Source organism: Campylobacter sp. CFSAN093249, assembly GCF_011067895.1.
In the GTDB taxonomy this organism is placed as follows: Bacteria; Campylobacterota; Campylobacteria; order Campylobacterales; family Campylobacteraceae; genus Campylobacter_D; species Campylobacter_D jejuni.
Map to the genome: position 1 here is coordinate 99,002 of NZ_JAAMWM010000004.1, position 16,437 is coordinate 115,438.

Annotated in this window: 16 protein-coding genes; 2 read left to right on the forward strand and 14 right to left on the reverse strand. The window is 30.5% G+C overall.

Annotation, left to right across the window (positions count from 1 at the left end; all coding sequences use genetic code 11):
- Window positions 1-112: 112 nt before the first annotated feature.
- Genes FBF10_RS02805 through ilvC form a run of 5 tightly spaced genes read right to left on the reverse strand, consistent with a single transcriptional unit; the run spans window position 113 to window position 4,232 of the window.
- Window positions 113-952, reverse strand: a complete 840-nt coding sequence (locus FBF10_RS02805) for an RsmB/NOP family class I SAM-dependent RNA methyltransferase (protein WP_079263723.1) — start codon at window positions 950-952, stop codon at window positions 113-115.
- 28 nt (window positions 953-980) lie between these two features.
- Window positions 981-1,364, reverse strand: a complete 384-nt coding sequence (gene ruvX / locus FBF10_RS02810) for a Holliday junction resolvase RuvX (RefSeq protein ID WP_002871352.1) — start codon at window positions 1,362-1,364, stop codon at window positions 981-983.
- Entirely contained in the window at window positions 1,361-2,134 is a 774-nt protein-coding gene (locus FBF10_RS02815) for a DNA-processing protein DprA (RefSeq protein ID WP_002888477.1), read from the reverse strand. Before FBF10_RS02815 ends, ruvX begins: the two co-directional genes overlap by 4 nt.
- Window positions 2,124-3,206 (reverse strand): divergent polysaccharide deacetylase family protein, encoded by a 1,083-nt coding sequence (locus FBF10_RS02820; RefSeq protein WP_002888479.1) that lies wholly within the window; start codon window positions 3,204-3,206, stop codon window positions 2,124-2,126. Before FBF10_RS02820 ends, FBF10_RS02815 begins: the two co-directional genes overlap by 11 nt.
- Before the next feature lie 3 nt (window positions 3,207-3,209).
- Window positions 3,210-4,232, reverse strand: a complete 1,023-nt coding sequence (gene ilvC, locus FBF10_RS02825; RefSeq protein WP_002852218.1) for a ketol-acid reductoisomerase — start codon at window positions 4,230-4,232, stop codon at window positions 3,210-3,212.
- 118 nt (window positions 4,233-4,350) lie between these two features.
- Between ilvC and FBF10_RS02830 the strand changes: the two genes are divergently transcribed.
- Together FBF10_RS02830 and FBF10_RS02835 are read left to right on the forward strand one after the other, a co-directional pair.
- Window positions 4,351-6,285 carry a ribonuclease R family protein gene (locus FBF10_RS02830; protein WP_002870085.1) on the forward strand — a complete coding sequence of 645 codons (1,935 nt, stop codon included), beginning with the start codon at window positions 4,351-4,353 and terminating at the stop codon, window positions 6,283-6,285.
- The gene (locus FBF10_RS02835) at window positions 6,278-7,243 is read left to right on the forward strand and encodes a DNA polymerase III subunit delta (RefSeq protein ID WP_002888482.1); all 966 of its coding nucleotides are present in this window, start codon (window positions 6,278-6,280) and stop codon (window positions 7,241-7,243) included. Before FBF10_RS02830 ends, FBF10_RS02835 begins: the two co-directional genes overlap by 8 nt.
- 1 nt (window position 7,244) lies before the next feature.
- Here FBF10_RS02835 and hypA read toward each other — a convergent pair whose 3' ends face one another.
- The 9 genes from hypA to FBF10_RS02880 form a co-directional block, all read right to left on the reverse strand.
- Entirely contained in the window at window positions 7,245-7,589 is a 345-nt protein-coding gene (hypA, locus tag FBF10_RS02840) for a hydrogenase maturation nickel metallochaperone HypA (protein ID WP_002888485.1), read from the reverse strand.
- Window positions 7,589-8,563, reverse strand: coding sequence for a hydrogenase expression/formation protein HypE (gene hypE / locus FBF10_RS02845; RefSeq protein ID WP_002787379.1), 975 nt, complete (start codon window positions 8,561-8,563; stop codon window positions 7,589-7,591). The genes hypA and hypE overlap by 1 nt, the downstream gene beginning before the upstream one ends.
- Window positions 8,560-9,651: a hydrogenase formation protein HypD gene (hypD, locus tag FBF10_RS02850; protein WP_002888488.1), complete on the reverse strand. Its 1,092-nt coding sequence runs from the start codon at window positions 9,649-9,651 to the stop codon at window positions 8,560-8,562. Before hypD ends, hypE begins: the two co-directional genes overlap by 4 nt.
- A complete protein-coding gene (locus FBF10_RS02855) occupies window positions 9,635-9,916 on the reverse strand; it encodes a HypC/HybG/HupF family hydrogenase formation chaperone (protein ID WP_002776342.1) in 282 nt (93 codons plus the stop codon). The genes hypD and FBF10_RS02855 overlap by 17 nt, the downstream gene beginning before the upstream one ends.
- The gene (gene hypB / locus FBF10_RS02860) at window positions 9,916-10,659 is read right to left on the reverse strand and encodes a hydrogenase nickel incorporation protein HypB (RefSeq protein ID WP_002888492.1); all 744 of its coding nucleotides are present in this window, start codon (window positions 10,657-10,659) and stop codon (window positions 9,916-9,918) included. The genes FBF10_RS02855 and hypB overlap by 1 nt, the downstream gene beginning before the upstream one ends.
- A gap of 73 nt (window positions 10,660-10,732) precedes the next feature.
- A complete protein-coding gene (gene hypF / locus FBF10_RS02865; RefSeq protein WP_002888494.1) occupies window positions 10,733-12,919 on the reverse strand; it encodes a carbamoyltransferase HypF in 2,187 nt (728 codons plus the stop codon).
- Window positions 12,900-14,420 carry a hypothetical protein gene (locus FBF10_RS02870; RefSeq protein ID WP_002888495.1) on the reverse strand — a complete coding sequence of 507 codons (1,521 nt, stop codon included), beginning with the start codon at window positions 14,418-14,420 and terminating at the stop codon, window positions 12,900-12,902. The genes hypF and FBF10_RS02870 overlap by 20 nt, the downstream gene beginning before the upstream one ends.
- 41 nt (window positions 14,421-14,461) lie before the next feature.
- Window positions 14,462-15,109 carry a M48 family metallopeptidase gene (locus tag FBF10_RS02875; RefSeq protein ID WP_002888496.1) on the reverse strand — a complete coding sequence of 216 codons (648 nt, stop codon included), beginning with the start codon at window positions 15,107-15,109 and terminating at the stop codon, window positions 14,462-14,464.
- Window positions 15,085-16,401 carry an MATE family efflux transporter gene (locus FBF10_RS02880; RefSeq protein WP_020246908.1) on the reverse strand — a complete coding sequence of 439 codons (1,317 nt, stop codon included), beginning with the start codon at window positions 16,399-16,401 and terminating at the stop codon, window positions 15,085-15,087. The genes FBF10_RS02875 and FBF10_RS02880 overlap by 25 nt, the downstream gene beginning before the upstream one ends.
- Between the last annotated feature and the right edge of the window lie 36 nt (window positions 16,402-16,437).

Consider the following 16,437-nt stretch of genomic DNA (forward strand, 5'->3'; position numbering starts at 1 on the left):
CTTTTCAAAGTACTTAAAAATAGAACTTTAAGCTTTAAAATAAAGAAAAAATTATTTATTGTTTTTTAAGTTTTTTTATGAATTTGTATTTAAATGTGAATAATTTTATCAATTAACATAATTTCCTAAGCTTAGCTATAAAAAATCCATCATAGTCTAAGCTTGGTAAAATCCGTCTGCATTTTGAAATTTCAGCAAATTCTTCACTTTGCCCTGCTTTAGCCTCAATATTTTCCAAATCAATATCTAAAAGCTCTAATTTAAACTCGCTTTTTAAAGCATTCTCTATCACTTCTTCATTTTCTTCCTTGGTAAAGGTGCAAGTACTATATACAAGCTCTCCTCCTATTTTTAATGCCTTTAAAGCAGAATGTAGAAGTTTTTTTTGAATTTTTGCAATATTTTTGATTTCTTTATAACTTTTTTCCAAATCAAAACCTATTTTAGCAAAAGTTGAACAAGGTGCATCGAGTAAAATTTTATCAAATTTTAAAGGACATAAATTGCCTATATTTTTACCATCTTTCATAAAAACTTTAGCATTCACGCCGTAATTTTTAAGATTTTTTTGCAAAATAAAAAATCTATCCCTACTCATCTCATTGCAAGCTAAATAACCTGTATTTTGCATAAAATTTGCAAGATTGATACTTTTGCCACCCGGAGCTGCACACATATCAAGAACACTTTGCCCTGCTTTAACTTCTAAATTTAAAGCACACAAATAAGAAGAATAATTTTGTATATAAAAATACGCCTCATTAAAAGCTTTCATAGAACTTAAGATAGCTTTATCTTTGGCATCAAACAAATAACAATAAGCATTGATCTTTTTAAATTTTAAATTTTGTTTTAAAAATTCTTTTTCTAATTCTTCAATGCTGGTTTTTAAAGCATTTACAAATACACAAACATTTTTTTCTTGAGTAAAAGAAGATAAAATATTTTGCATTTCATCTTTGGTATAAAGTTTTTCTATTCTAGAGAGCAAAATAATCCTTTATCATGATAAAAGCGGATAAAGAGTCTAATTTACCATCTTTTTTGCGTGTATTGGCTACACCGTATTCTAAAGCTTCTTTACTTGTTCCACTTTCATCTACAAAGCAAATTTCTTTATCAAATTCAAGCAAAGAAACAAAATGCTTAATGCGTCTTGTCATTTCTTCTTCGCTTGATCCACCCTTAGGAATGCCTACAATGAGTAAAGAAATTTCATGTATTTTAAGTAAATTTTTGATTTCATTGGCGGCTTGATTGCGATTTTTTCTTAAAACTGCATCTAAAGGCAAAGCGATCTTTTTATCTACGCAAAGCGCTACACCTATGCGTTTTAAACCTACATCTAAAGCCAAAGCTCTCATACTAAAACCCTTATAAAAAACCCTTCGATGGAAATTTTTCCCTCAAGTTCATATTCATAAACTTTTTGTCCATAAATTTTTAAAGCCTCATCAACACTCACACCTTTTTTACAAAACTCTAAAAATTCATCTTGATTTGTATCTATACTTGCAAACTCACTTACAAATTCTTTGAAATCACAAATCAATTTTGCTTTATTTTCCTTTAAAAGCAAATTAGTTGCTGTGCTTTCTCCTAGTCTTTGCGGTAAAACATATAAAGGTTTATTGAGTTCTAAAGCAAGTTTTGCACTTTGCATAGAACCACTTTTTATATCTGCTTGCGCAACTACAACAGCCTTACTTAAAGCAATAACCAAACGATTTCTTAGTAAAAAGTCATAATTTTTTGGCAAATAATCATCTTCATATTCACTTAAAGCCAAAGCATTTTCATAAATTTGTTTAATGATTTTTTCATTAGTTCTTGGATAAATTTGATCTAAACCATTAGCAAAAATACCTATAGTATTTGGCATAGCCGCCACACTTGCGGTGATATCCACACCCAAAGCACCGCCACTTACCACACAAAGATGAGCATTTTTAAGCATACTCGCTAAAGAAAAAACACAATTTTTCGTATAAACACTCATACGCCTTGAACCTATAATAGCGATTTTATCTTGTTTTAATAAAGATAAATTTCCTTTATAGTGTAATTTTTTAGGAGGCTTTTTTAAATCTTTAAAAAGTTCTAAAAATTCATCGGGCAAAATTTCACTTGCCATAAATTTCACTCAAATACACAAGATCAACGCCTTTTAACAAATCCTTACTTTGCTCTAAAGCTTTAAAAGTATTTTTTCTAGGATGTCCTATGGCTATAACAAAACCTTTTTTTTGTGCGAGTTTTACTGCGCTTTCGAGTTGTTTTTTAACATAATTAACATCATCTTCATTATCCAAAAACACATCTCTTTGTATATAAGGCATACTGAGTTCTTTAGCGATTTTATTTGCCTTAGAATTTCCTATAGTTTTAGAATCTACAAAAAATATATTTTGATTTTTTAAAGCCTCATAAAGCTTTCTCATAGCTTCTTCATTGCTTGTAAATAAACTTCCCGTGTGATTATTAATATATCTTAAATCCTTAAAATCTTTTTTAATTTGCTTGATTTTTTTAAAAATTCTTTCTTTGCTATCATTTGGATTTAAAGTATCAAGCTCGGGTTTATTGTAATTAATTGCTGCTAAAGGTAAATGCACCATATAAAAATCAAATTTTAAAGCAAGTTTTGGCGTTTCGATATGGTTTTTATCTGGCGGAAAAAAAGAAGGATTTAACTTTAAATTTAAAGCTTTTAAACCTCTAACCTGACTTGCATTTGCCATATCATCGATAATAATAGCAAGTTTTGGTTTTTTAGAAATTTTATTTAAATGAATATCTTCATTAAAAGTTAAATTTTGATCTTGGGTTAAATTTGTATCTTTTAGAATAAAATTTTGTTCTAAACTCTGATTTTGCTCTAAACTTAAATTCTGCTCCACACTGCTTAAATTTTGCTCATTTAAACTTGTGTTTAAATCATCAATTTCTTGAATTTTTTGCTCTAAAATACTTACAGATTTATTATTATCAAACTCATTCTCTTGAAAAATACCAATTTCATAATGATCTTTATTTAATGAAATTAAATCTTCTTGCTTATCAATAAAATAATCCGGCTTAACAGAAGAAACATCTTGGGAATTTTGATATTTTACTAAAATTCCCAAAGCTAAAGCTATGCAAAGTAAAAAAAGTATAGCTATGATTAAATAACGCTGAATTTGAACTAATTTTTTCTTTGACAATGTTTAGTTCTTATCTTTATCTACTAATTTTTTAGCACTGATCCAAGGCATCATAGCACGCAAATTGCGTCCTGTTTTTTCTATCAAAGAATCATTCATATTTTTGCGTTCTGCATGCATTCTAGCAAAACCTGCACGGCGTTCTAAGATAAAATCTTTTGCAAAAACACCATTTTGTATATCTTTTAAAACACCTTTCATCGCTTTTTTAGTCTCTTCAGTGATAATCTTTGGCCCTGTGATGTAATCGCCGTATTCTGCAGTATTTGAAATAGAATAACGCATATCTGCAATACCACCTTGATAAATCAAATCCACAATGAGTTTCATTTCATGCAAACACTCAAAATAAGCCATTTCAGGTTCATAACCTGCTTCAACCAAAGTTTCAAAACCTGCTTGAATCAAAGCACTAAGTCCACCACAAAGCACAGCTTGTTCACCAAAAAGATCTGTTTCTGTTTCAGCTTTAAAGGTTGTTTCTATAATGCCTGTGCGTCCACCCCCAATCGCGCTTGCATAACTTAAAGCTAAATTTTTAGCATTTTTACTTTCATCTTGATGAATAGCTATCAAGCAAGGAGTTCCACCACCTAAAGTAAATTCATTTCTTACTGTATGTCCTGGTGCTTTAGGTGCTATCATGATAACATCTACACCTTTTGGAACAACAATTTGACCATAGTGGATATTAAAACCGTGTGCAAAAGCTATAGCCTTACCTTCACTTAAATTTGGTTTTATTTCGACATTAAAAATATCTGCTTGAATTTCATCAGGAGCTAAAATCATAATCACATCCGCTATCTTAGAAGCTTCACTTACACTCATTACTTCAAAACCAGCATTTTTTGCTTTAACAGCACTTACACTACCTTCGCGAAGTCCGATAGTTACATTTACGCCATTATCCCTTAAATTCATCGCATGAGCGTGTCCTTGAGAGCCAAAACCTATAATTGCTACTTTTTTTGATTTGATTAAATTTAAATCACAATCTTTATCATAATATACTGTAATAGCCATATTCACTCCTTAAAAATTCAAAAATTAAAGGTATTATTATAGCAATTAAAGTATAAATTTCATATTTTTTTTATAAACTTTATGTAAGAATTTTACAAAAAATCATAAAGTATTAAAAGTGAAAGAATTTTTAAACAGTCTTAGTTATGGCATTAGCTCTCACGAAGTAAGCAATGAATTTAAACAAATTTTAAGAGAGCTTTTAGCCAATCATATCATTAAAGAACACAAAAACAAATACTATCTTAACAATGGTTTTGCCTTTGGGGTGCTTGATATTTCGAGCAAAGGTACAGGTTTTTTACAATGCTTTGATGAAAGTTTTAAAAAAGATCTTTTGATAGAAAACAAAAACCTAAAAGGTGCAAACTATAAAGATATAGTTGCAGTAAAACTTCTACCTTTAAAGAAAAAACGCCCCAGTGCAAAGGTGATTTTGGTTCTAAAAAGAGCCAATGAAACCTCTTTAGTGATCACCAAAAGGTATGGCGAAGCCGTACTTGGAATGAATATCAAAACAGGATTAAGCACCGCCTTAAAAGCTTCTCAAAAATCCTTAAAAGCACTACCTTTAGGAACAGTTTTAAAAATAGAAAATGAAAATAACAATATCATAGAAGTTTTAGGGCATATCCACGATGAAAGTATAGATGAAAAAATCTCTTTAGCCCTTTTCAATAAAAACAACGAATTTAGCGACGCTTGTATCAAAGAAGCCCTAGCAAACGGCGATAGTGTTGATGCGAGTATGTATGAAAATCGCATGGATTTAAGAGCCTTGCCTTTTTGCACTATAGATCCTATACATGCAAAAGATTTTGATGATGCGATTTATTTTGACACTCAAAAACGAGAAATTTATGTAGCTATTGCTGATGTTAGCGAATATGTTTATGCTTATAGTGCTATAGATAAAGAAGCAAGAAATCGTGGATTTTCTATTTATTTTCCGCACATTGCTATACCTATGTTACCGCATCCTTTAAGTGAAAATATCTGTTCTTTAAAACCTCATTTAGATCGCTTAGCGTATTGTTTTAAAATCACACTCGATCATGAAAATAAAGTCATCAAAGAAGAACTTTTTGAAGGTATTATCAACTCAAAACGCCGTTTTAATTACGATGAAGTTGATGAAATTTTGGTACAAAAACCTGATTTAAAAGAACTTTCATGGCTTTATGAGCTTTTTGAAATCACAAAAAATTTACGCAAAATGCGTCTTAAAAATGCCTTTGAATTTCGCACCGAAGAATTAAGAATGAATTTAGATGAAAATTTAAGTCTAAAAAGCACAGTTTTTGAAAAAGACACGCCTTCGCATAATTTGATCGAAGATTGTATGCTTTTAGCCAATAAAGCCGCAGCAAAACTCATAGATATAGGCGTTTTTAGAAATCACTTAAGTGCTGATACAAGAAAAATCGATAAGCTTTTAAATGAATTACGCGAACTCGGAATCGATGTAAATTTTAAACCCAATCTTCCTGAGCTCATACGCGACATACAAGCTTTAGCTGATGAATTAAATTTAAGAGCAGAAGTAGATAAACTCATCATCAAAGCACAAAAAAAAGCGGAATACTCTAGCGTAAATGCGGGGCATTTTGGCTTAGGTTTTGATAAATACTCACATTTTACAAGCCCTATAAGAAGGTATTCTGATCTTATTTTACACAGACTTTTAAAAGCGAAACAAAAAAACGATGAAAAACTTTTTAATTATCTACTTTTAAACATAGAAAGCACTTGCGAGAATCTTAGCACACTTGAAAGAGAGGCGGATAAGGTTGCTTTTGATTTTATGGATAGAAAATTTGCTAGATGGGCAGCTAAAAATATAGGCAAAAAATTTAAAGCTTTAGTTGTGCAAAATGACGGAGTTTGCATAGCTAAACTAGATGATGAAATCAAAGGAGCGGATATAATCCTTTATGATACGCATGCGAATTTACTAGAAAATGTTGAAGTGCAAATCATGGAAGCGGATATAGTTATGGCAAAAATTTATGCTAAAATCACCCAAAGACTTATAAAGGAAGAAAATGTATAGAAAAGAGCTCCAAACCCTGCTTTCTAAAGATTCAATACCTAATTTTTTCTTTCTTTATGGAGCAGATAATTTTCAAAGCGAACTTTATGCTGAATTTATAAAAGAAAAATATAAGCCCGATGAAACTTTAAAACTTTTTTTTGAAGAATACAACTTCACTCATGCAAGTGATTTTTTAAGCACAGGATCGCTTTTTAGCGAAAAAAAATTACTAGAAATTAAAACTTCTAAAAAAATTCCAATAAAAGATCTTAAAATTTTAGTCGAACTTTGTAAAAACAATACGGACAATTTCTTTCTTTTAGAGCTTTATGATGAAAACTCAAAGCAAAGTGACATAGAAAAAATTTTCTCTCCTCATTTTGCAAGATTTTTTAAAGCTAACGGAGCTAAAGAAGGCGTGGAGCTTTTAAGCATAAAAGCAAAACAACTAGGGGTTGAAATCACTCAAAATGCTTTATTTACCCTTTTTACAAGTTTTGATGAAAATTTATATCTTGCTGCGAGTGAACTTAATAAATTTAGCGGTTTAAGAGTAGATGAAAAAACCATAGAACAATACTGCTATAGCTTGAATACAGGAAGTTTTGAAAGCTTTTTTGAGAAAATTTTAAAAAAACAAGACTTTAAAAGCGAACTTGAAAAAATTTTAGACAATTTTAATGAAATTGCTTTAATCAACTCTTTATATAATTCTTTTTATCGTTTATTTAAAATCGCACTTTATGCTAAAGTCAATGGTAAAATTGACTTTAAAGATCTTTTAGGCTATACTCCACCTCCTCAAGTGGGACAAAATTTAAGCTCTCAAGCCTTTAGTTTAAAAATCGAACAATATAAAGAAATTTTCACTCTTTTACTTAAAAGCGAATACGAGCTTAAAACCAATTCTAAGCTCGTAAAAAAAGAATTTTTAATTTCAAATTTGCTTAAACTTGCAAGGATTTTGAAAAGCTAACTCACTCCATCACAAGTCGCATAAGGTGTAAGTCCTCACCTTGTGTGATTTTATATTCTATACTTTGACATTTAGGACACTTAAAAACATTTTCTTCTAAAATACTTGTTTTATCGCATTTTAAGCATAAAATTTCAAGCGGAGCAAGTTCTATAAAAAGTTTAGCATTTTTACAAATATTTGAGTTTTCTTTAAAAGTTTCAAAACAACGCTTAAAAAGATCCGCTTCTATACCGCTTAAACGCCCGATTTTTACATAAATTTCTTGTACATTACAAGCCTTATTGTTTAAGGCATTTTCTTCACAAAGTTCGATTAAAGATTCTACTATACTTAATTCGTGCATTAGCAAATTCTTGGTAAAAGTTCGCCTTTAGGGCTTTCTAAAAAGCGTTTTGCCCCATAAGCGTTTTGTAAGATCACGCGTGCTTTTTTCTCTTCTAAAACTTCTCCTATAATACTCGCATTTACATTGTATTTTTTTAGAATTTCCAAGGCTTTTAACTCATCTTCTTTTTCCACACAAAGTATAAAAGTGCCTTCATTTGCAAGTTCATAAGCTTCATAACCAAAAAGCTCGCAAAGTCCTAAAACCTCATCTTGAACGATGATTTTTTCTTCAAAGATCAAAAGATCATTTCCGCTTTGCTTTGCCCACTCATTTAAAACCGCACTAAGCCCCCCGCGAGTAGCATCTCTCATTGCTACAACCTTTATATCTTTTTCTAAAAGCTCTAAAACCTCTTTATCCAAAGCCTTACAATCACTTTTAACATCAGCTTCTAACTCATTTCTTTTGATTAAAACACTAGCTCCATGCCTTCCTATATCGCCTGAAAGAAGTATGCTAAGCCCTGCTTTGATATTTTTACTTTCTTTTTTAGAAATAATTTCACCTAAGGCTGTCGTGTTGATATAAATTTCATCTGCTTTGCCCTTAGGAACAACTTTAGTATCGCCACAAACTAACATAACTCCACATTTTTCACATTCTTCTTTAATGCTTTTTAAAATGCGTTCTAATTTTTCTAGCTCAAAACCTTCTTCTAAGATAAGCCCTAAGCTTAGATATTTTGGCTTAGCACCCACCATCAAAACATCGTTAATAGAACCACAAACACAAAGTTTTCCTATATTAACCTCTTCATCTAAAAAAATCGGACTTAAAACAAAAGAATCCGTGCTTAAAGCCAAATTTCCCAAAATAGCAGCATCATTATTTGCATTTAAAATTTCATTATCAAAGATCTTAAAAAGCTTAGTTAAAAGCTCATTCATCTCTTCTCCGCCACCTCCGTGGGCTAAGGAAATATTTTTCATACATTCACCTTTGAGTATTTATAATACGCCGCACAAGCACCCTCGCCAGAAACCATACAACTTCCTATAGGACTTCTTGGCGTACAAGCCTTACCAAAAACTTTACAATCATAAGGCTTGGCCAAACCTCTTAAAATTTGCCCACAAATACAGGCTTTGCTTTCATTTTTACTTTGCACCGTACAATCAAATTTTTTACTCGCATCATAGGCGCTAAATTCTTCTTTTAGCTCCAAGCCCCCATCTTTAATAAGTCCTAAGCCACGAAATTCAAAATCACACACCCTAAAGTATTTTTTTACTAAATTTTGTGCTTTAACATTACCTTCTTTACTTACGGCTCTTTTGTATTGATTATACACTTTAAAAGTGCCTTCATTGCTTTGTTTTATGATATTTAACACACTTTCTAAAATATCAACTGGCTCAAAACCACTCACCGCTATAGGGGTTTTAAACTTTGCTGCTAAAGGCTCATAAATACCATAACCTGTAATCACACTCACATGAGAAGGGCCTAAAAAAGCATTGATTTTTACATTTTCATCATTCATGATCGCTTCTACAGGCGCTGGAACTGTGATATGATTGATATGAAAAAAGACATTATTTATTTTTTCTTCTATAACCTTTTGAAGAAGTAAAGCACTCATAGGCGTAGTAGTTTCAAAACCTATAGCAAAAAAGATGATATTTTTGTTTAAATTTTGCTTAGCGATTTCCAAAACCTCAAGTGGAGAATAAAGCGCTCTAACATCAGCCCCTTTAGCTCTTAAATCAAGCAGAGAAATTTCACTTCCAGGCACCCTTAAAAGATCTCCTAAAGTACAAAAAATCGTATCTTTCATGGAGGCTAACTTGATAGCTGTATCAATGCGAACTCTTGGCATAACACAAACAGGACATCCTGGCCCATGGATAAAGTTAATTTCCTTTGGCAAAATAGAAGGTAGGGCATATTTCATGATACTATGCGTATGCCCACCGCAAATTTCCATGATATTGATAGGATTTTTAAGTTCTTGTTCTATGAATTTTTTTAAAGCTAAAATGCTTTCTTTATCTCTAAATTCATCGATGAAATTCATTTAAACCCAAATCTCCCTCATCACTTTTTATCTCTCCACTATTCATTTTTTCTACTATTTCTTGATAGGTTTTAATGCTTTCTAGTGCAGCTTCTTTGTCGATTTTTTCCATAGCAACGCCTACATGGATTAACACATAATCGCCTTGTTTTAAAGGCTCATCAATCAAATCCAAATTAACTTTTCTTTTCACACCTAAAGTTTGCACTAAAGCATTGTTTAACTCATCGATTTCTAAAATTTCAGAAGGTATAGACAAACACATTAAAAAAGCTCCTTTTTAAGTTTAAGCACCTTATACCAAAGCTCCATATTGGTGCCATTTTTTGCATCAAGAGTGATAATATCTGCTCTAGGATTTAATTCTTTAATCAACCTAGTCGCCTCTTTAACATCAAAATCAAAATGATGAGCCAAATCTGCCTTTGTGATTAAAACTATATCAGCCTTTTTAAACATCACAGGGTATTTTTGCGGTTTATCACTTCCTTCGGTTACTGAAAGCAAAACCACATTTAAATGCTCTCCTAAATCATAACTTGCAGGACAAACCAAATTTCCAACATTTTCTATAAAAAGCAAATCCACATCATCAATGACTAAATGATGCAAAGCCTCATGCACCATAAAAGCATCCAAATGACAGCTTTGCCCTGTAGTGATTTGATACGCCAAAGCTCCGGCATTTTTTACTCTTAGGGCGTCATTATTGGTTTCTAAATCCCCTTCAATCACAGCAATTTTAAGTTCATTTTTCAAAGCCTTGATCGTGCTTTCTAAAAGCGTGGTTTTTCCGCTACCTGGAGAACTCATTAAATTGATACAAAGCGTGTTAGCCTCATTAAAATGCGCTCTATTGTGTTTAGCTTCTTCATCATTTTTGCTTAAAATTTTAGAAATCACTTCTATGGTTTTACTTTCTTTTAAACTTGGATTTTCATGGTGGTGATCGTGATGATGATCATGCGTATGGCTTGAATTTATAGAACAGCCGCAATCTTTACACATTTTCTTTCCTTTTATATTTTTTGTTTCATTTTAACCTTAAAAGCATTAAAAAATTATGAGTTTAAAGATAAAATCACTCTTTTTTTAAAAAATGCACCATTTGTCCTAAAGCTATGGAGCTATCATTGCAAGGGTATTTTAAAGGTATAAAAAAATCAAAATTTTTAGCTTTTAAAATTTCAAGTAAGGTTTTGTTTTGAAAAACTCCTCCACTTAAAAGCACTTTTAAATCATAATCTTTGCTAAAATCTATGATAAAATTTGCCAAGGCATTAAACATACCTGTAATCGCCTTAGTTTTTTCATCTTGTAAAGCCCCTAGGATTAAATTTTTAAAATTAACCTGCCCTTTTTCTACAAAAAGCTTGTAAGAAAAATCAAGATTTTTATCATAAAAAGCTTCACACATTAAGCCAACTTGGGCTTCATAAGAACTTTTTTCTAAGTTAAAAACAATACTTCCAAAAGCATCGATAATGCGCCCTAAAGAACTTGTTTGCAAGTTAGAATGAGAATAAATTTTTTTAAGGTTTTCAAGTTTGATTTTTGGAATTTTTGCTAAAAACTCCTGAGCCTTATCTTCTAAATCATAATGAAAAATAAGACTTAGAGCTAAATTTTGTATATTTTTAATATCACTATTTATAAGAGTGAAATTTTCAAAATGTGCAATTCTTTCATATTCTTTTAAATTTCCTACAAAAACTTCTCCGCCCCAAATTTTACCATCTTCACCATAACCTGTTCCATCACAAATAAAAGCTAAAGCCTTTTCATCTTTTGCAAAATTTTCTTCGTATTCAAAATAAGCCGCACAAAAATGCGCATAATGATGAGAAATTTTAATCCTTTCTTCAAATTCTTTTGCATAGCTAAAATGCGGGTGTTTATCGCACAAAATCGCATCAAATTCCAAATCATAATTTTGTTTAAAAAATTCTAAAAGTTTAAAAAATCTCTCATGCACATCTAAGCTTTTCAAATCCCCTATATAAGGAGAAATTAAAAGTTTATTTTCATAAAAAATCACAAATTCATTTTTAAGCTCTGCACCCAAAGCTAAAAAAGTGCCTTTTTTATTAAAATTTCTTTCCAAATAAAAAGGATTTAAACCCCTTGAAGTACGCAAAAACATAGTTTCACCATTTACCACTTGAGCTATGCTGTCATCACTTGCATTGATAATTTCCCTATCATAATCCAAATAAAAATCAAAAACTTTATCAAGTTTTTTACACAAATTAAACTCATCTTTAATAATACTTTCTCCGCTTAAATTCGCACTTGTTGCCACAAGACTTCCTTTAAAATACTCAAAAAACAAAAGATGTAAAGGTGTATAAGCTAACATAATACCGATTTTATCAACATCAGGAGCAATTAAAGAAAAGGCTTTTTTTGCCTTTAAAATCACAATAGGAGCTAAAACCCCACCAAGCAAAGCTTCTTCTTTTTCATCTATAAAGGCAAGTTCTTTAGCGCTTTGTAAATCTTTACATATCAAAGCAAAGGGTTTTTTGGGGCGATTTTTTCTAAGTCTTAGAGTTTTTAAAGCTTCTTCATTAAAAGCATCGCACATGAGATGAAAACCGCCCATGCCTTTAATGGCTAAAATTTTACCTTCCTTTAAAAACTTCGCACTTTGTATAAAAGCTTCTTGATCTTTAGCTAAAATTTCACCCTTTGGATTTTTAAGAAAAACATTGATTTTGCATTTAGGACAACTAATGGGCTGGGCATGAAAACGCCTATTTTTAGGATCTTCGTATTCACTTTTACAAAACTCACACATCAATAATTCTTGCATGGAAGTATTAATCCTATCATAAGGAAGACTTTTTATAATACTAAAGCGTGGCCCACAATGTGTACAAGTGATAAAAGGATATAAAAAGCGTGGATTTTTTTCATCAAAAAATTCTTTTTTACACTCCTTACAAAGCGCAAAATCGCTTAACATAGGCGTGCTTTTTGTATTCTCTAAAGAAGGAGTAATGCTAAAATTCTCATAGTTTGAAATAGAAATTTGCGTGATTATAAGCTTATCTATTCTTGCTAAAGGTGGAAGATGATTTTTTAAATTTTCTATGAAATTTTCACATTCTTTTTGAGTGCAAGCAAGGATGATTTCTATCCCAAAACCATCATTTCTTACTTCTCCAAAAAGCTTTGATTTCAAAGCTAGTTCATAAACCAAAGGGCGAAAACCTACCCCTTGAACTAGACCTGAAATTTTGATCTTATACCCTAAGTGGCGCATCGCTTAACTGACAATTTTTAAGATGTTTTAAAGTATTTTTAAGTAAAGATTTATGTTCAAACAAAGATCCACTTATAAGTGCTAAATCACTTTGCTTTTTCTCTCTTAATTCATCATAAGTATCACGCAAGAAATAAGCCAAACTCTCAACCGCTCCATAAGCGATATTAGCACTATCTACACCTGCTAACATAAAACTCATAGCAGATCTTAAGGTTCTTGTATAATCAAAACTTTTATCTTCTTTCAAACGATAATCAATCTTTACTCCACGAGGCATTTTTGACTCATCAGCGATTTTTAAAAGCTCGCTAGCACTCTCTTGTAAATTTTTACCCAAATTTAGCACTCTTCCTACTAAGCCAAGCAAAGAATAAAAATTATTTTGAAGCTCAAAATTTTCATCTAAAAGAGGAAATTCCTTGCTAAAATTTTCTAAAAGCCTTGCACCAATTTCATCTTTTTTAATTTCTTCATAAAGTTCTTTGCTGTGTTTTGGCAAGGAAAGTTTAAGCAAATTAAGCTCTTTATTGACAAGCAAAATATCTTCATAATCCTTACTAAGCTCTAAAATAAAAGCCTTTTCTTTATAACGGCTTACAAGATAAGAAATTCTTGCCATATTTTTATCTTCTTTAGAAAAAATAAGCCCTCTTGCCTTAGTATTGATAAATTCAAAGCCTTCCAAAACCACCACTTGCTCATCTAAAGCACTGATATAAAAATCTTTTTGATATTCTTCTATCTTTTTTACACTTAAAAATTTATACTCATTTTCAAAAAGTTTTAAACCTAAAGCAAAACAAAACAAATCTCTAGCAAGTCTGATTTTAAAATCATTAAAATCAAGATTGTGATTTTTTCTAAACATGGCATTAAGCCTTAGCTTCATCAAAGGTTTTTCTAAACTTGCAAGAAATTTTAAATTTTCATTTGAACAAACAAAAACTGAATTTATAGCCTTAATATCACAAGGAAGCAAAAAATCTCCTATAAATTCGTTCTTAAACAAAAAAAATTCATAAATACCATTTTTATCTTTTAAATAAATCTTTTTTTCTTGACTTAACAAATCAAAAGCAAGATTTAAAAAAGTATTGAAATTTTCTTCATTGATTTTTTCAAATTCTGATAAATTGCTTGAAAATTCACACTCACAAAACACGCCCCATTCGTTTTTGTTTAAAAGTTTTTTTTCTTGATACGCATTAGAATTTAAATGAGTAATATAAGAAAATCTTGAAAATTCTTTATCCTCTGGCATACAAGGGTTAAAACCCTGCCCCGCTTTTACATCAAATTTTTTCAAAAAAACGCTATGACTCATGAAATTCAAAGAATCGCAAAAAGTCTTTAAATTTTCTTCATCTGCATCGATAGAAAAATGATAAGTATTTTCTTCTTTACTAAGGATATAATTGTAATTTTTCGCATAAAAACGCAATAAATATTCAAAAATATCATTATCTGCATTATAAATAAAATCAAAATCCAAAGTCATATTATGCCTTTTTTGAAAAATAAACTATAAATATAACATTTTTAACTTAAAAATTCTTTCTCTCTTTGCCTAAAATCACTCATAAAATGCTCTATAAAAGTATAAAATTCTTTGCTATGATTGGGAAATTTTAAATGGCTAATTTCATGCAAAATCACATATTCAATAGCTCTTAAACTTTTTTGAATGAGTTTTAAATTTAAATTAATATAAGCTTTATTGTGATTGCAAGAACCCCAACGTGTTTTCATATTTTTAATGCTTAAATGCGTGTAAAATAAGCCTGTTTTTTTACTCCATTTTTTAAGATAAAAAGTAAAAATCTTTTTAGCATTTTGTCTTAAAAATAAATCCAATTTTGCTTTATTTTGACAAATTATTTTATCTTTATCAAAATAAATTTTTTTGGCATTTTCATCAAAAATAATTTGATATTTTTTAGCTAAAAAGATTAACTCATCATCTTTTAAAACTTTTTTTTCAAATCTTGCTTTTGCCTCATTCATCCAAGAACTTGATTTATCTAAAAACTCATAAACACTTTTAAAGGTGCAAAAATAAGGAATACTAAGAACAAATTCACCCTTTTCATTTAGCCTTAATCTTAAAGTTTTTATGCATTTTTTAGAATAAAAATAGCACTCATCTTTATAAATAAATGATTTTAAACTAGAGCTTTGCCTTGCCATTTTTTACTTTTCCATCTGTATGAATTTACCATTCCACGCAAAAACTCATCTGCACAAAATCCTATCCAAACCCCTAAAATTCCAAGATTAAAATGAAAACAAAGCACATAACCCACAGGCAAAGATACCCCCATCATAAAAACAAGTCCGCTAAAAAATGGAAACTTAGCATCGCCACTTGCGCGCAAGGAATTAACCATAACTATATTAAAAGTTCGTGAAATTTCAAGAAAGATTGAAAGAGCAAATAAAGGTATCATTAAATTTTTTAGCTCTTCTTTAAGCCCTAAAATTTGCATAGTAAAATCTTGACAAAGATAGTTTAAAAACGCCACTAAAGCACTCGCTATTACACTAAAATATAAAGCACGCCAAGCATGTTTATAAGCGATATTTTCATATCTAGCACCGACTAATTTACCTACTATGATTTCATTAGCTATGCTCGTAGCTTGTCCTATAAGCATGATAAGCATTGAAATTTGAAAATAAATCGTTTGCACACTCAAACTCGCCTCACCTAAACTTGCTACAAAAGCAAAAGCTATAGTGTATTGGACTATCCACAAAAGATTTTCCCCTGCTGAAAATCCACCTATATTTAAAACCTTTTTTAAAACTTCTTTTTCAAGTTTTATCATTTCTTTGATTTTAAGATGAATTTTAAGTTTATAAAAAAGTATCGCAAACAAAGCAACTATAGCAACAATGCGAGCAAAAATATTACTAAGCCCTATTCCAAAAAGTTCTGACTTTGTATAATGCAAAACATAATAATTTCCACAAATCACCACTATATCCATCAAAAAACCTATAAACATGACCCAATAAGCCATATTATAAACCCTTACAATAGCAGCTAAAACAATACCTATGGCATCAAAAAACAAACAAATTGCAAGCATATGTAAGTAAATTTCGCTATCTTTGAGCAATTCTTGTGGAATTTTTAAAAGATAAAGCAAATACTCCCCATGCCATAAAATAAGCACACCGCATACAAAGCCTAAAAGTGCATTTAAGAACAAACTTTGATGAATCACTTTTCTTGCTAAAACATGATCTTTTGCACCAATTGCTTGTGCGATCAGCACACTACAACCCACACTTAAAAATGAAAAAATAGTGATAAAAAGATCTAAAATTTGATTTCCAGCGCCCATAGCACCAACAAGAAAATTAGAATAATGCGACACCATAGCGGTATTGATAATCACAGTTAAATACTTAGAAAGCAAATCCCAAAATATAGGAAAACTAAGTCTTGTTAAGGAGAGTTGTTTTTTTGCCATGATGTTATCTTATCTCTTTTTTTAAATATTTCTTTT

Bases quoted from the DNA above. Each gene is read 5' to 3' on its own strand.
- FBF10_RS02805 (WP_079263723.1), bottom strand. From the start codon at position 952: ATGCAAAATATTTTATCTTCTTTTACTCAAGAAAAAAATGTTTGTGTA.
- ruvX (WP_002871352.1), bottom strand. From the start codon at position 1,364: ATGAGAGCTTTGGCTTTAGATGTAGGTTTAAAACGCATAGGTGTAGCG.
- FBF10_RS02815 (WP_002888477.1), bottom strand. From the start codon at position 2,134: ATGGCAAGTGAAATTTTGCCCGATGAATTTTTAGAACTTTTTAAAGAT.
- ilvC (WP_002852218.1), bottom strand. From the start codon at position 4,232: ATGGCTATTACAGTATATTATGATAAAGATTGTGATTTAAATTTAATC.
- FBF10_RS02835 (WP_002888482.1), top strand. From the start codon at position 6,278: ATGTATAGAAAAGAGCTCCAAACCCTGCTTTCTAAAGATTCAATACCT.
- hypA (WP_002888485.1), bottom strand. From the start codon at position 7,589: ATGCACGAATTAAGTATAGTAGAATCTTTAATCGAACTTTGTGAAGAA.
- hypE (WP_002787379.1), bottom strand. From the start codon at position 8,563: ATGAAAAATATTTCCTTAGCCCACGGAGGTGGCGGAGAAGAGATGAAT.
- hypD (WP_002888488.1), bottom strand. From the start codon at position 9,651: ATGAATTTCATCGATGAATTTAGAGATAAAGAAAGCATTTTAGCTTTA.
- FBF10_RS02855 (WP_002776342.1), bottom strand. From the start codon at position 9,916: ATGTGTTTGTCTATACCTTCTGAAATTTTAGAAATCGATGAGTTAAAC.
- hypB (WP_002888492.1), bottom strand. From the start codon at position 10,659: ATGTGTAAAGATTGCGGCTGTTCTATAAATTCAAGCCATACGCATGAT.
- hypF (WP_002888494.1), bottom strand. From the start codon at position 12,919: ATGCGCCACTTAGGGTATAAGATCAAAATTTCAGGTCTAGTTCAAGGG.
- FBF10_RS02870 (WP_002888495.1), bottom strand. From the start codon at position 14,420: ATGACTTTGGATTTTGATTTTATTTATAATGCAGATAATGATATTTTT.
- FBF10_RS02875 (WP_002888496.1), bottom strand. From the start codon at position 15,109: ATGGCAAGGCAAAGCTCTAGTTTAAAATCATTTATTTATAAAGATGAG.
- FBF10_RS02880 (WP_020246908.1), bottom strand. From the start codon at position 16,401: ATGGCAAAAAAACAACTCTCCTTAACAAGACTTAGTTTTCCTATATTT.